The organism is Algoriphagus aquimarinus (genome assembly GCF_900112005.1).
In the GTDB taxonomy this organism is placed as follows: Bacteria; Bacteroidota; Bacteroidia; order Cytophagales; family Cyclobacteriaceae; genus Algoriphagus; species Algoriphagus aquimarinus.
Genome location: NZ_FOKK01000006.1, coordinates 42,440 through 57,748, shown reverse-complemented (window position 1 = coordinate 57,748; position 15,309 = coordinate 42,440). Strand labels below are relative to the sequence as shown.

Below are 15,309 nucleotides of genomic sequence, written 5' to 3'. Positions count from 1 at the left end.
TTGGGTGACCGATGCCGGGTGTGAGTTGTGCGTTGTCAGTTGTCAGTTGTCGGTTTTCGGATTTCGGATGTCGGATGTCCGATGTCGGATGTCGGATGTCGGATGTCGGATGTCGGTTAAGGGGAACTTAGATTATTACCAAAGATTTCAAAAAGCAGAAATTAATTCTATTACTTATTCCATGGCCATTTCGCAGGATCTTGGGCGGTATTAAAAATAGAATAGACTACAATGACCTCGTCTTCAATTGCATAGAATATTAAGTATGGAAATCCTTTTAGCGGACAACTCCTGAATGGCATTTCCCTAAATTGATATAGTTCAGGAGCTTTTACGATTAGATTTAATGCACTTTCAACAGCCCCTAAAACCTTTGACCTAGCCCTGCAACTTTCTCTTCGTAACAGATGAATGCATCTGAAATTTCAATTTCAGCAGAATTAAGTACTTCAAGGGAATATATCATTTAATCTTTCCAATCACCCTAGCTTTGACTTCTTCCCAAGAGCTTGACTTAGAATTCCCTTTTAGATATTCTGCCCTTCTCCCATCTAGAACCTGGTAATATTCTTCGGGAACCTCATCATCATATTTTTTTTGCTGAGCTTCAAAGGCATCTAGAAGTATTTCTAAATCTTCCTTTTTATTAAATGAAAAAATCTCGTTACTCACACCAAGCTTTTCCAAAAGTTCGGCAACAAACTTAAGCTCCTTCCCATTTTTAGGATTTACAATAATAGAGTCCATTGTTTTGTTTTTTAGAGACAAAGATTCTTAGCTCAATTTACGGAAATCTTCATCTAGAGATCAAAACGGGCTAAAACAAAAAAACGACAGTAGTGAAACTGCCGTTTTTGAATTCTTTTCATCGGTCATCCTACATCTTACACTCTACAATTTTTTAAACTCCAAATACTCTTGGTAGCCAAAGTGAAATCTCTGGGAAAAGCATGATCAGAATCAAGGCCAAGACCATCGCAAAATAGAAGGGCAACATGGGTTTCATGACTTTTTGTATCGTTGTATTTGCCACCCCAACTCCAATAAAGAGAATAGAACCTACTGGCGGCGTACAAAGTCCTATACAAAGATTAAGTACCATCATGATACCGAAGTGAACAGGATCAACTCCTAAAGCAGTCACAACTGGCAAGAAGATCGGGGTAAATATCAATACCGCTGGAGTCATGTCCATAAAGACACCTACAACTAGCAGAAGTAAATTGATCATAATCAAGATCACAAAAATGTTGTCACTCAAGCCTAGTAAGGCATTGGAGATGTTTTGAGGAATTTCCTCGCTGGACATCACCCAAGACATGGCCATGGAAGTTGCGATCAAAAGCATTACCACTGCGGTAGTTTCTGCAGATTTTAGCAATACAGATGGCAAATCTTTTACTTTCAATTCTCTATAGATCATCGAAAGAACCAAGGAATAAACCACTGCAATAGCTGAAGCTTCTGTAGCCGTAAATACTCCTCCTATAATCCCTCCAATCACTACAATTAATAAAAATAAACTTGGAACTGCCTCCCAAAATGTTTTTAATATCAACTTAAAAGAAGATCCTTCTCCTTCTGGCAGCTTATGAACTCTAACCATAATTGCAGCTGTTATCATCAACAATCCACCGACTAACAATCCTGGCAAATAACCTGCAACGAACAACGCCGCCACAGAAACCCCACCTGAAGCAAGAGAGTAAACGATCAACACGTTAGATGGAGGAATGATCAATCCAGTAGTAGAGGAAGTAATATTCACTGCTGCTCCCAATTCTTTAGGATAGCCTTCTTTCTCCATTCTTTTCCCCAAAATCCCTCCCATAGAAGATGCCGCGGCTACTGCAGAACCTGCAATCGCCCCCATAAGCATGGCTGCAATGATATTGACATGAAGCAAACCACCTCGCATCCTACCTGTCAATGCTTTCGCAAACTCAATCAAACGATTGGCGATACCTCCCCGGTTCATCAATTCTCCTGCGAGAATAAAGAAGGGAATTGCCAACAGGGAAAAGCTATCCAATCCCGTCCCCATTCGCTGAGCGATTGTGGTAATTGCAGGCATAGTTTGGACTGTAACCATTAAGGTCAGCATACTTGAAAGTCCAAGACTCCAAGCCACAGGCACTCCAATCCCTAAAAAGAAAAGAAAGGATAGCACTAATATTAATACGCTTAAAATCTCCATTACACAGTAGCTTTAATACTTGTCAAAAATTTTATTGCTACAACCTGGTAGTAAATCACCAGTAACCCGCTAAAAGGGATGATTGCGTAGATGCATGCCAGAGGAATCTGCAGCACAGCTGATTTCTGTTCCAAAATAAAAGTTAGGTAAACAAGGTTAGATCCACCGATCACCATTACTATAAGAGCAAAGGTCAATACACAGCAGTTAATTAAAATCATTAATTTATCCTGTGCTTTTTCTCCCAGTTTAGTCAAGAGAATATCAATGGCTAAATGTTCATTTTTACCTGCGACATAGGCAGCTCCCAGCATCCCTACCCAGATTAGCATATATCGGGACAATTCGTCGGTGAACGAACTTGGGCTTTGAAAAACATAACGAGAAGTAACCTGCCAGGTCACATTGAGCACCATCAGTGCCATCAAGATGACCAAGAGATGGGCAATCCATTTATCCAGGTTTAACTTGGTATGGGGTGAAAACATAGGTTTAATTCGTTGGGTTAATTATTATTTTACAGCGCGGATTTCCTCCACAATTTTATAGATTTCTGGCTGTTGAACTTTTAGGTCTGAGTACATAGACTCTACAGCTTGACGAAATGGCTCTTTGTCGGGATAAGATATCATCACTCCTGCTTTTTGCATTTCATTTAAAGCTTCTTCGGTAGCCTCAGCCCAGATTTTATACTCATAGGTTGCAGATTCATCAGCCGCCTCTTGTAGCCATTTTTGCTGTTGCTCGTTGAGGCTTTCCCATACTTTGGTACTTACGATCATCACATCCGGCAATGCCGTGTGCTCATCTATACTGTAATACTTGCACACTTCGTAGTGCTTGGAAGTATAAAGACTCGGCGCATTATTCTCAGCACCATCGACGATTCCTTGCTGCAAAGCAGTATAAAGTTCACCATAAGAAACTGGTGTTGGAGAGCCTCCTAGGCTTTTCACCATATTGGAAGCTGTATTACTTTCCATCACTCGGATCTTCAAACCAGCAAGATCAGCCGGCGTCTCTACAGGTTTGTCCTTTGTGTAAAAGCTTCTTTTGCCTGAATCATAATAACAAAGACCACGTAGCAAGTACTTCTCAGGATCTAACAAAAGCTTCTTGCCTATTTCACCTTGCAAAACAGACAGTTGATGCGCATCGTCACGGAAAAGATAAGGCATTCCAAAAACCTGCATGGTAGGAGCAAAACCTTCCAATGCTGCAGATGACACTTTCGTCATACCCAAGCTTCCGATTTGAAGTAGTTCCACCAGTTCGCGCTCAGAACCTAATTGTTGGTTAGGATAGATCTTTACGATCATTTCACCACCAGATTTTTCCTCCACTTTTTTGGCCAAATAAAGCATGGCCTCATGCACTGGATGGGTCACCCCAAGTCCGTGACCAAGTTTAATGATCCGCTTGGAGGAAGGCCCCTGACAGGAAGAAAACGAGAAGACGAGAACTAGGATGGAGAGAAAAAAGAGTTTGTTTTTATTCATGGGTTTAATGAAAATTGAAAGCTAATAACAATAATAGCCCTTTCTATGCTGTGTTTTTCGAAGAATTACGGAATCGATTTATGAGTTCATACTATTCCTTTTGCCAAATCATGTTTTCTTAGGGGAAATTCAATTTTTAGAAACTTATCTTTGAATGATTTTAGCATATTCAAATCTTAAAATACCTTTCCTATTCCTTTCATGAAAGCAAATTTTAAAATCATCTTTCAAAAACTCCTATTGACGAATTCCACGGAGATTTTTAAATCTAAGAATCCCCTTCGCAATACTAACCAGAAAATCGTACTTTGCGCAATCGGTTGCACAATTTAATAATTAATTCCTATGAACCATAAAACATTACAAATTCATCCAAAAGACAATGTTTTAGTAGCCTTACAAGACCTAAAAGCAGGAGAAAACATTAGTTTTTCAGGAAATGACATAATCCTAAAAGATGATGTTCCTGCCAAGCATAAGTTCGCAATAAATGACTTAATCAAAGGCGCTCAGGTCTTTATGTATGGGGGAATTGTAGGAAAAGCGCTTTCAACTATATCTTCTGGAGGTGTTCTTAGCACCCAAAATGTTACGCATGAGGCGGAGGATTTTGGTGAAAAAACAGGTGATTACCTGTGGGACGCTCCAGATATCAGCAAATTCAAGGACAAAACTTTTATGGGCTTTCACCGACCAGATGGTCAGGTGGGAACGGGGAATTATTGGTTGGTTATCCCTATGGTGTTTTGCGAAAATAGAAACGTAGACATCATTAAAGACGCTTTTATCGAAGAACTTGGTTTCGGTAAGCCAAATCCATTTAAGAAAATGGTGAGAGAAATGGCTAGTCTATATAAGTCAGGTCAAAGCAGATCCTTTGACACGGTTTCTGTAGAAACGCTCGTAGAGAAGACTGAAGATCGACTTTTTGAAAACATAGACGGAATAAAATTCCTTAATCACCAAGTAGGCTGCGGTGGTACGAGAACGGATTCTCAGGCACTTTGTGCACTTATCGCCGGCTATATCAACAATCCGAATGTAGCGGGAGCAACGATTTTAAGTTTGGGCTGTCAAAATGCGCAGTCTTCTTTCATGGAAGAAAAGCTTCGCCTCATCAATCCTGACTTCAAAAAGCCATTGATCATCCTAGAACAACAAGTAGAAGGAACTGAACAACAAATGCTCACCAGAGCGATCAAAGAAACCTTTGTGGGTATGGCTGAAGCTAATACACAATCGCGAGAATCCGCTCCTCTGAGCAAATTAGTCGTTGGTCTAGAATGTGGTGGCTCGGATGGGTTCTCTGGAATCTCTGCAAATCCAGCCGTAGGGTATGCCGCTGATCTGGTAGTAGCCTTGGGCGGAACAGCTATTTTATCTGAGTTCCCCGAACTTTGTGGCGTAGAACAAGAATTGATCAACCGTTGCGTTTCTGACGAAAAAGCAGAGCGCTTCTCTTCTTTGATGCGTCTATATGCCGCAGCAGCAGAAGCGTCAGGATCTGGATTTGACATGAATCCAAGCCCTGGAAATATTAAAGATGGACTGATCACGGATGCAATGAAGTCCTCAGGCGCTGCCAAAAAAGGTGGCACTTCTCCAGTAACTGATGTGCTAGATTATGGCGAATACGTGAACACTCCAGGTTTGAATTTACTTTGCACTCCTGGAAATGACGTAGAAAGCACAACAGCTATGGCTGGAGCTGGAGCAAATGTGATTCTTTTCACCACTGGCTTAGGCACTCCTACCGGAAATCCTGTGACACCTGTGATCAAAGTTTCCTCTAATCACAAACTAGCCGAACGCATGCCTGATATCATCGATATCAATACAGGTTTTGTAATCTCTGGAGAGAAAAACATACAGCAAATGGGCGAAGAAATCTTGGAAAAAGTAATCAAAGTCGCCAGTGGAGAAGAAAAATCCAAAGCAATGAAACTTGGACAAGATGATTTTATTCCTTGGAAAAGAGGAGTTTCGCTTTAAATATGATCTAAGAAAGGCAGTTCGACTTCCTTCTCTAGTTCTGAAGATCTATAAATGGCTCGGATCAGCTCGACTGATTTTCGAGCCATTTTTCCTTCTACCAAAACTGGCTCATTTTTTTCGATCGCATTCAAATAATGCTCCCATTGGGCTTTGTGAAGTGCATGGCCAATTGCCATCGGATCTGCAGCACCTGAACCCGTATTGGTGTCAGCTATAATTGGCTCGCTTTGCTCACCTTGAACACTCCAATGGATCAACTTTCCTGCCTCCAATACAGCAGACCCATTTTTCCCAAAAATCTCTAAGCGCTCTGGCAAGCCTGGATATAGAGCGGTAGAAGCAGTGATATTTCCCAAGGCTTTATTTTCAAATGTCACAAGAGCAGCACCCAAATCCTCGCCTTCTATAGGATGCAGTGCGGTTTTCACCTTTGCAAAAACTGATTTCACCTCACCCATGATATCCAGCAAAAGATCAAACGTATGAATGCCTTGATTCATAAATGCTCCGCCTCCATCTCCTTCCAGCGTACCTTTCCACGGGCTGTTGCTGTAATATTCCGGAGCTCTATACCAATTCACATGCGCATTTCCCATCAGAAGTTTCCCGAATTTACCTTCTCTTACTGCAGCTTTGAGCTTGAGATAATCAGCCGAAAATCTATTCTGAAAAATAACTCCGAGCCTCACACCGTTTTCCTCACAGGCATCAATTAATTGATCTGCCCTGTTTAGATTGATTTCAATTGGCTTCTCTATCAACAAGTGCTTACCAGCTTTCGCCGCCAATAAGCCCGCTTCCATATGATGTCCACTGGCAGTGCAAATACAGACAATGTCCAGCTCTGGATGAGTCAAAAAAGCAGAGAGATCCGAATAGGTATCAATGCCAAATTTCTCCTTAGCAGCTTTTGCTCGCTCTGACGAACTGCTACAAAGTGCGACCAATTCAGCATTTTCAATTTCACTGATTGCATCTGCATGCTTTCCTGTGATCGCACCAGTTCCTACAATTCCAATTTTTAATTTCCTCATGAGTTCAATTCAGTTTGAAGTTCAGCCCAAAGTTTATCTGAGATCGGCACTCCATTTTTAAGATTTTTATTTCGGGTTTCTAAGGTATTCTCTCCTGGGTAGCGAACCGATTTCTCTCCAAAAGTTGAGGAGCTTTTCAGGTCTTCAATTAAAGCATCCGATTTAGTTTCTATCCAGTCAGTGAGTTCGAGTTTATTTGGATCAAAGCAAAGAAAAACCTGAGAGACAGCGCTTTCATGTCCGGATTTCCCAACTTCGAAAGAAGCATTTCCGCCAGATAGCACGGCTGCGAGCAAATCCAAAACCATGCTCAGCCCTGAGCCTTTCCATAAGCCGATCGGTAATCCAAGATGATTGTTGATCACTGTCCCAGGATCTTTGGTCAGATTCCCCTCATCGTCAAATCCTGCTTCATAGGCCATTTGCTCGCCTTTATCTTTAGCTATGCTTAGCTTCCCGTAAGCAAACTGTGTGAAAGCCATATCCAAAACCACTGGCCCTTTTGCTCGGGGAATTGCGATTACAAGCGGATTGTTACCGATTTTAGGTTCACTACCACCCCAAGCTGGCATATTGGGAATGGTATTGGTAAAGCAAATGCCGATGCACCCCTCCTCCACGGCTTGCCAACCGAAGTTTCCGCCACGCATCCAGTGATTGGTATTTTGCAAGGTCACACAGCTAATCCCAAATTCTTTGGAAAGCTGAATAGCTCGATTCATAGCGAAATCTGCATTGAGATTCCCAACTCCTTCCTGACCATCCCATCGCTCAAACATGGCAAGTTGGCTCAAAGCGACAGGTTCCTTTTCAGGATTCACCAAGCCTTTTTTGATAAAGTCTAGGAACAGGAAGAATCGGTTTGCACCATGTGAGCGCACGCCGTCCAAATCAGCCTTGGCAAAAAGAACTGCACATCGCTGGGCCCGCTCTTCTGCAAATCCATACTTAAGTAGTATTTCCTTCAGCGTGGCGCTGATTTGCTCAAAAGGAATGTAAAGATCAATCATTGAAAAACTGGGTATTAAAGCGTGATATCCCCTAAGATAAAATCAATGATCAACTTTTGCCCGATTTGCAAAAAAGTATTTAGCTAAACAGACTCTACAACCATTGAAACACTTCGACAGCTCCAACGACTCCCATAATCAAATCATCGGTACAGCTCGCTTACACAATTGCAAAGCCAAGCCCCAAGGGTCTTTCACCATTACCAAATGTGAACCATCAGGCAAAATATCATCAGAAATCACTTTTGCTCCAGCATTGACCAAGCGATCTCTATCCGCATTTGGATCTTCTGACACCAAGGCCAGGTGAACAGCTAGTGGGTGTAAAGCCGCAAAGTCCAACGTTTCTCCTTTTGGATTAGAGTAAATCTCTATCATAACCGTCCCACTATCATCTGCCAGAAATGTCATGAAGGGTGATTCTGTCATTTTCTTGACAACTTTCAAACCGAGATGCTCTTCATACCAAATAGCCGCTGCAGGCGCATCGCTCACGTTGAGCGCAAAATGTTCAAATTTCATGTTTTAATTCTTTTTTAAATTAGTCTTTTAGAAACTTAACCAACTCTGGCAATTCTCTCTTTAACTCTACTACCGCCAAATCACACACTTTGAAAGCACCCGTTGGCGAGAGATGTGTATTATCTTCTCTTCCTTCGGGAAATTGGGAATAATTCCCAGGACGATAATGCAGAAACAGCTCCTTGGATTTCTCTAGGCCAAATTGCTCTATCATTCCTATCGTTTTAGCATGAAGATCGAATAGTGGGACATGCATTTCAGTAGCTACCTCGCGAACCACCTCAGAATACCGACCGTGGGTATCTGTGAGCACTCCGTTTTCATCGAAACTCCTTCTGGAAATCGGAGTTGCCAAAACTGGCTTCCCTCCTTTCTCTCTTACTTCTACGACATACCTCACAAGATTATCACGGTAAGTCGAATCCGCAAATGCATACCGATCTTCAGCATTGATCTTCTGGTCATTATGACCAAACTCTACAATGACATAATCACCTGGCTTGATTCGATCCATCACCACATCCCAGCGTCCTTCAGCACGGAAACTCTTCGTGCTTCTGCCATTAACAGCATGATTTTCGAAGCGGATACCTTCTTTGAAATACAACGGAAAAACTTGCCCCCAGCCTTTCTCAGGATTGCTTCCAACGTAAGGCTTATCCGCCATCGTGGAATCACCAACTAGGAAAAAAGTGATTTCACGTTCGGCTTGTTGAAAAGAAATCAAACCGAGAGTTAATAATGTGAGTAACAATAAAGGGACTTTTTTCATCTTATTTCAATTTTATGGATGACTCAGAGGCTCCATTTCCAATAGTGACATCAGAAGCAGATTTGAAGTCTTTCTTATCAAACATGCTTTCCAGACTTTGCTGCGCAAAAGATGGCAAAACATAAGAAAATACTAGGAGTGAATAAACAGCTTTGCGTAGGGTTAGATTCATATTTTGAATGTTTATCATGAAGTAAGAGCTCATTTAAAAGCCTCAATAAACAATTGCATCAAAAATTCTACCTTCAAGTAAATTACTTAAATGAAAATATTTTGAGCAATCGATTGCATATTAAAAAGTTCGTAAGTAATAAAAAAATATTCTCTTACATAAATTAAAATCCCGATGGATTATAAATTAATTGAACCGAAATACAAATTAAAACACAGTGATTTTACCATATACAATATATTAGCCTGAAGGAAATTTTAGCAATAAAATACTATATTGCGCAAACGATTACATTGAAAAAACATGAGTATTAAAATAGATACGCGCTATTCCTCACATCCTGAAGATTTTAAAAGCTACGCAACGACAGAAATCAGGGATAAATTTTTAATAAACGAAATTTTCGTTCCTAATCAGATCACAGGAACATACACGATGGAAGACCGATTGATTGTCGGGGGAATACACCCTGTTGATCAATCGCTGAAGCTGGAAACTATAGCTCAATTGAAAGCTGAGAATTTTCTTGACCGCAGGGAAATAGGAATAATCAACGTAGGAGCTTCGACCACAATTGATGTAGATGGAGAAGTCGTCACGTTAGGACATAAAGAAGCGCTTTATTTAGGCAAGGGAATTAAGAACGTGGTATTTCATCCTTCCACTGATGGAGAGACTTTACTATACTTCAACTCGGCTCCAGCTCACACATCTTACCCTACACGCAAAATCACGCAAGCCGATGCTGAGATAGTAACTCTTGGTTCTTTGGAAAACTCCAATCATAGAACGATCTATAAACTTTTGGTTAATTCCGTGGTAGATACCTGTCAACTACAAATGGGAATGACCGAATTGAAACCTGGATCCGTCTGGAATACCATGCCTGCCCACACCCACGATCGCAGAATGGAGGCTTATTTCTATTTCGATCTTCGAGAAGGCAATGTAGTCTCTCATTTTATGGGACAACCAGATGAAACACGTCATATTTTTCTAAAAAACCATCAGGCGATTATCTCTCCAGCATGGTCCATTCACAGTGGAGCTGGCACATCCAATTACACTTTTATCTGGGGAATGGCTGGTGAAAACATGGATTACGGAGATATGGACTCTGTCAAGCCTTCTGAATTGAGATAAAGTAAATTCTACACGGTTATAAAAAAACATTAGATAACTGCACATGAAACCAAATTTTGAACTGGCTGGAAAAGTAGCGCTAGTCACAGGCGCTACTCATGGCCTAGGAATGGCAATGGCTAAAGCTCTTGCGCATCAGGGAGCAACCTTAGTAGTCAATGGACATACTCCTGAGAAAATGATTGCAGCTCTTGAATCTTACGCTGCCGAGGGTATCACTGCACATGGATATTTATTTGATGTGAGTGATGCCAAGGCTGTCAATGAAGCTATCGATAAAATTGAAAAAGAAGTAGGTGACATCCACATTCTAGTGAATAATGCCGGGATGATCAAACGCGTTCCTGCGCTGGAAATGGATCCTGAAGAATTTCGCCAGGTAGTGGATTTGGATTTGGTATCCCCTTTTATCGTGTCACAACGAGTAGCCAAAACAATGGTGAAAAATCAGCAGGGAAAGATCATCAATATTTGCTCTATGATGAGTGAGCTAGGAAGAAATACCGTCAGTGCCTATGCGGCTGCCAAAGGTGGACTGAAAATGCTTACTCGTAACCTTGCTACCGAATGGGCCAAATACAACATTCAAGTAAATGGAATTGGTCCTGGTTATTTTGCCACAGAGCAGACAGCTCCCATCCGAGTGGATGGTCATCCTTTCAACGACTTTATCGTGAACAGAACTCCTGCAGGAAGATGGGGAGATCCAGACGACCTTGGAGGCACAGTAGTTTTTCTGGCAAGTGAAGCTAGTAATTTTGTCAATGGCCAGATTATATATGTCGATGGAGGTATATTAGCCACTATAGGCAAGCCTGCTGGTGAGAAATAACTTCTTTTTGCTAGACCTAACCCCCAACCCATTCTAACCTTTTGGCAATGAAAAAAGATAGAGCAACTATTCATGATATTGCTTTAAAGCTAAATATCACCGCATCCACAGTATCCCGGGCATTGAATGATAATCCCAGAATTTCAGATGCCACCAAAAAAAAGGTCCTGAAAGTTGCCAAACAAATCAATTATCAGCCTAATCACATTGCTTCAGCTTTGCGAAGCGGAAAAAGCAGACTCATAGGAGTTATTGTTCCTACCGCGAATAGAAACTTCTTCTCTTCTGTAATTCGGGGAATCGAAGAATTAGCAAACAGTCTCAATTACAAAATCATTATTTCTCAGTCTTATGACGATTTTGAGAAAGAAGTACAGACTGTAGAAGCACTGCTAAATGCTCGTGTGGATGGCATCATTGCATCCATAGCCAAAACCACTGAAAATGTGGATCACTTCAAAAAAGTTTTGGAAAAAGGTATTCCGTTGGTGCTTTTTGATCGAATCACAAATGCTCTTGAAGTGAGTCAGGTAGTCATTGACGATCATTACGGAGCATACCAGACGGTAGACCATTTGATTAAAAATGGCTGCAAGCGAATAGTGCATTTCACCAGCAATCCTCGGATCAATATTTACCATGAAAGAAGAAGAGGCTACGAAGACGCGCTCAAGGATAATGGTCTAGAGGTAGACCCAAACCTGATCATATTCAGCAATCTTCAACTGGAAGATGGGCGAAGAATAATGCAGGAAATCATAGACAGCAAAATTGATTTTGACGGAGTTTTTTCTTCGTCAGACTATTCTATCATGGGAGCCTTGCAAGTGCTCAAAGAAAATGGATACAAGGTTCCAGCGCAGGTGAAAATCGCTGGGTTTGGTAATGAACCTTTCACTTCTTTCACGGAACCTCCTATCACTACCGTAGATCAGAAGAGTATCCCCATGGGGAAAATAACTGCTGAATCTTTTTTCGAATTATTAAATGCCGACTCGGCCTCGTCTGTAGCTAAGAAAACAATATTAAAACCAGAACTTATTATTCGGAAATCCTCCACTAATAACTCTTAATCAGTATTCCCGAATCCATCATACTATGAAAACTCTTTCAAAATCTGACTTCAACATCCAGCCTAAGCCTGTTAAAATTCTTCAATTCGGAAATGGTAATTTCTTGCGAGGATTTACCGATTGGATGGTGGAGAAAGCAAATCTTGCCGCAGTTTTTAATGGGAATATTCATGTGGTTCAGGTTCATAGTAAGTCTGGAAATGACACGATGAAGGATCAGGACAACCTGTTTCACGTCATTGAACAAGGCTTGAAAAATGGAGAATTGGTTCAGGAATACCAACTGATCTCCTGCATCGATGGAATCACAAACGTTTTTGAAGATTATCCAAACTATCTCAAATTGGGCGAAAATCCAGATTTGAGATTTGTAGTATCAAACACCACTGAGGCCGGAATTGTGTTCAATCCAAACGATACAGACTCCGCAGCTATAGCGCAAACCTTCCCTGGTAAGCTAACTACCTTACTTTATCGTCGGTTTCAGGCTTTCAGTGGAGACGAATCTAAGGGTTTGGTTTTTCTTCCTTGTGAATTGATTGAGCAAAACGGTGAAGCACTCAAAAGCTGCATAGACAAGTATTCTACACTGTGGAAATTGCCGATGGCTTTTAGTGAATGGATCGATTCATCCTGCACTTTCTGCAACACCTTGGTGGATAGAATCGTCCCAGGGTTTCCAAAGGGCAACATTGATGAGATTCAAGAAAAGCTGGGCTATGAAGACAAGCTGGCTGTGATGGTTGAACCTTATCACTTTTGGGCGATAGAAGGCGGGGACGCTATCCGAAATGAGTTCGCATTAGACAAAGCTGGATTGAATGTGAAATTCGTGGATGACCTGACGAGATTCCGCACCCAGAAAGTACGAATTCTAAATGGTGGTCATACCGCTATGGTTCCTTACGCTTATTTGAAAGGACTTCGCACGGTGAGAGAATCTGTGGAAAACCCTGAAATCGGTAACTTTTTAAGAAAGGCGGTTTTCGAAGAAATCATTCCTACACTTGATATGCAGGAAGATGAGCTGAAAGCTTTCGCAAATGATGTGTTGGAGCGCTTCGCAAATCCATTCATTGTGCATGAGTTGAAGTCCATCGCCCTGAACTGCATTTCCAAATTCAAAGTGCGAGTACTACCTTCTTTACTGGCTTACCATGAGAAAAAAGGGGTTTGGCCAGCCAACCTTACTACTGCTTTTGCAGCGCTTTTAGTATTCTACAAAGGTGAATTTAATGGAGAAAAAATCCCTGTAAATGATGATCCTGCTGTGATGAAGCTGTTTCAAGACGCTTGGGAATTAGCTTCAACACAGGAAACTGTTCAGGTGCTTCTTAAAGAAGCCTCGTTCTGGGGCGAAGATCTATCTCAACATGATGGATTAGAAGAAGCTGTTACAAGTGCAGTAGATATCTTGCTCAAATAAAGGCTTCAGCTTATTGCTAATATCACCGGATTAACTAAGCATATGTGACAAGAAAAATGAGAGGTGGAAGACTGCAAAATTCTGCATTCTTCCACCTCTCTTCTATGTCAAAATCCTATGGAGATTTCTCACTGAAAAACAGTTCCTGTTATTCAGTCTCGATTTAGTGCTAGCCTAACATTCACATAAATTATAGCCACAATTGTCTAAATTGATTTTTTGAAGCCTATATTTTTGCCCGAAATACCAACCTATGAAATACCCCCATCTGCTTTTCTATATTTTGCTCTCAATCGCTTTTTCATGCAATCCCAAAACTGAAGAAACACAGCTAAGCCAAAAGGAAATCCTAGCCGATCAGATGGAAACTCATCTCAAGACCGAAGTTCTTGACAAATGGTATCCTATGTCAATGGACACGGTAGATGGAGGCTTTCTAAGTAATTTCACTTTTGATTTCAAACCTGGAGGCAACCAGGAAAAAATGATTGTGACGCAATCGCGACAAGTTTGGACAAATTCAAAAGCTGCACTCAAATATCCTGAAATCAATTATTACAAAGTTGGTGCAAAACATGGATATGAATTCTTGCGAGATAAAATGTGGGATTCCGAAAACGGTGGGTTTTACTGGTTGGTGGACAAACAGGGGAATCAAATTGGTGACCCGATGAAAACCGCCTATGGAAATGCATTTGGGATTTTTGCACTAGCCGCTTACTATGATGCCTCAGGAGACAAATCAGCTTTGGAACTTACCAAAGAAGCATTTCACTGGCTGGACAAGCATGCGCACGACTCGATAAACGGAGGATATTATCAACACTTAGACCCCGTAGGAATTCCTATTTCACGACCGGCAGCGACTTCATCCACGTCAGACTTGGGTTATAAAGATCAAAACAGCTCCATCCACATCCTGGAAGCTTTTACAGAACTCTATAAAATTTGGCCAGATCCGCTGGTTAAAGATCGATTGGAAGAAATGCTACTTCTGATCAGAGATCAAATTGTGACTGAAAAAGGCTATTTAACGTTGTTCCTATATGCAGATTGGTCACCAGTGACTTTTGCGGATTCTTCCGAAGAGGTTATTTTGGCACATCATAACCTCGATCACGTTTCCTTTGGCCACGATGTAGAAACTGGATTTTTGCTGATAGAAGCATCCGAGGTTTTAGGCTGGGAAGATGACAAAACTACTCACCGAATCGCCAAAAAGATGATTGATCATGCGCTGGAAAATGGTTGGGATGAAAGCGTGGGTGGATTTTATGATGAAGGCTACTATTTCCAAGATGGTTTTCGGATCACACATGACACCAAAAACTGGTGGGCGCAAGCTGAGGGGATGAATGCCTTGCTATTAATGGCGGAGCGTTACCCAAATGATCCTCATGCTTATTATGACAAATTTGAAAAGCTCTGGGAATACACAAACACCTACCAAATCGATCATGAAAATGGCGACTGGTATTCTGGCGGATTAGATAAACAACCTGAGCTGAAAACTGTTGGCAAAGGAAATATCTGGAAAGGAATTTATCACCATTATAGATCTTTGGATCACTGTATAGTTCGATTGAGGGAAATGAATACGCATGCAGAATAAAATTAGTAGCCATTTGAAAGCT

The 15,309-nt window shown here is 41.2% G+C and carries 16 protein-coding genes; 6 read left to right on the top strand and 10 right to left on the bottom strand.

Features of this window, described 5'->3' with window-relative positions; translation table 11 throughout:
- Window positions 1-170: 170 nt before the first annotated feature.
- The 5 genes from BM291_RS22515 to BM291_RS09425 form a co-directional block, all read right to left on the bottom strand.
- Window positions 171-407 (bottom strand): type II toxin-antitoxin system RelE/ParE family toxin, encoded by a 237-nt coding sequence (locus BM291_RS22515; protein WP_394333449.1) that lies wholly within the window; start codon window positions 405-407, stop codon window positions 171-173.
- A gap of 55 nt (window positions 408-462) precedes the next feature.
- Window positions 463-768 (bottom strand): addiction module protein, encoded by a 306-nt coding sequence (locus BM291_RS09440; RefSeq protein WP_139229069.1) that lies wholly within the window; start codon window positions 766-768, stop codon window positions 463-465.
- Window positions 769-901: 133 nt separating this feature from the next.
- Window positions 902-2,197: a TRAP transporter large permease gene (locus BM291_RS09435; RefSeq protein WP_092896651.1), complete on the bottom strand. Its 1,296-nt coding sequence runs from the start codon at window positions 2,195-2,197 to the stop codon at window positions 902-904.
- The gene (locus tag BM291_RS09430; RefSeq protein ID WP_092896649.1) at window positions 2,197-2,685 is read right to left on the bottom strand and encodes a TRAP transporter small permease; all 489 of its coding nucleotides are present in this window, start codon (window positions 2,683-2,685) and stop codon (window positions 2,197-2,199) included. The genes BM291_RS09435 and BM291_RS09430 overlap by 1 nt, the downstream gene beginning before the upstream one ends.
- Window positions 2,686-2,709: 24 nt before the next feature.
- A complete protein-coding gene (locus BM291_RS09425; RefSeq protein ID WP_092896647.1) occupies window positions 2,710-3,696 on the bottom strand; it encodes a TRAP transporter substrate-binding protein in 987 nt (328 codons plus the stop codon).
- Window positions 3,697-4,041: 345 nt separating this feature from the next.
- On the opposite strand from BM291_RS09425, the gene BM291_RS09420 reads away from it, so the two are divergent.
- On the top strand, window positions 4,042-5,688 hold the full coding sequence (locus BM291_RS09420; protein WP_092896645.1) for a UxaA family hydrolase: 1,647 nt from the start codon (window positions 4,042-4,044) through the stop codon (window positions 5,686-5,688).
- Here BM291_RS09420 and BM291_RS09415 read toward each other — a convergent pair.
- The 5 genes from BM291_RS09415 to BM291_RS22040 form a co-directional block, all read right to left on the bottom strand.
- Window positions 5,685-6,725, bottom strand: a complete 1,041-nt coding sequence (locus tag BM291_RS09415; protein ID WP_092896642.1) for a Gfo/Idh/MocA family protein — start codon at window positions 6,723-6,725, stop codon at window positions 5,685-5,687. The two genes, BM291_RS09420 and BM291_RS09415, sit on opposite strands and share 4 nt — an antisense overlap.
- Window positions 6,722-7,735 carry a 3-dehydro-L-gulonate 2-dehydrogenase gene (yiaK, locus tag BM291_RS09410; protein ID WP_092896641.1) on the bottom strand — a complete coding sequence of 338 codons (1,014 nt, stop codon included), beginning with the start codon at window positions 7,733-7,735 and terminating at the stop codon, window positions 6,722-6,724. Before yiaK ends, BM291_RS09415 begins: the two co-directional genes overlap by 4 nt.
- Window positions 7,736-7,873: 138 nt before the next feature.
- Window positions 7,874-8,257 (bottom strand): VOC family protein, encoded by a 384-nt coding sequence (locus BM291_RS09405; protein WP_092896639.1) that lies wholly within the window; start codon window positions 8,255-8,257, stop codon window positions 7,874-7,876.
- 19 nt (window positions 8,258-8,276) lie between these two features.
- Window positions 8,277-9,029: a rhamnogalacturonan acetylesterase gene (locus tag BM291_RS09400; protein ID WP_092896637.1), complete on the bottom strand. Its 753-nt coding sequence runs from the start codon at window positions 9,027-9,029 to the stop codon at window positions 8,277-8,279.
- Between the two features lies 1 nt (window position 9,030).
- The gene (locus tag BM291_RS22040; RefSeq protein ID WP_175499673.1) at window positions 9,031-9,201 is read right to left on the bottom strand and encodes a hypothetical protein; all 171 of its coding nucleotides are present in this window, start codon (window positions 9,199-9,201) and stop codon (window positions 9,031-9,033) included.
- Window positions 9,202-9,504: 303 nt separating this feature from the next.
- Between BM291_RS22040 and kduI the strand changes: the two genes are divergently transcribed.
- The 5 genes from kduI to BM291_RS09370 all read left to right on the top strand — a co-directional run bounded on the left by kduI (window position 9,505) and on the right by BM291_RS09370 (window position 15,287).
- The gene (kduI, locus tag BM291_RS09390; RefSeq protein ID WP_092896633.1) at window positions 9,505-10,344 is read left to right on the top strand and encodes a 5-dehydro-4-deoxy-D-glucuronate isomerase; all 840 of its coding nucleotides are present in this window, start codon (window positions 9,505-9,507) and stop codon (window positions 10,342-10,344) included.
- Between the two features lie 43 nt (window positions 10,345-10,387).
- Entirely contained in the window at window positions 10,388-11,176 is a 789-nt protein-coding gene (locus BM291_RS09385) for a gluconate 5-dehydrogenase (RefSeq protein WP_092896631.1), read from the top strand.
- 47 nt (window positions 11,177-11,223) lie between these two features.
- Window positions 11,224-12,249, top strand: coding sequence for a LacI family DNA-binding transcriptional regulator (locus BM291_RS09380; protein WP_092896629.1), 1,026 nt, complete (start codon window positions 11,224-11,226; stop codon window positions 12,247-12,249).
- A 25-nt stretch (window positions 12,250-12,274) separates the two neighbouring features.
- Complete coding sequence (locus tag BM291_RS09375; RefSeq protein WP_092896627.1) at window positions 12,275-13,675, top strand: tagaturonate reductase; 1,401 nt, start codon at window positions 12,275-12,277, stop codon at window positions 13,673-13,675.
- A gap of 253 nt (window positions 13,676-13,928) precedes the next feature.
- Complete coding sequence (locus tag BM291_RS09370) at window positions 13,929-15,287, top strand: AGE family epimerase/isomerase (RefSeq protein WP_092896625.1); 1,359 nt, start codon at window positions 13,929-13,931, stop codon at window positions 15,285-15,287.
- Window positions 15,288-15,309 lie beyond the last annotated feature (22 nt).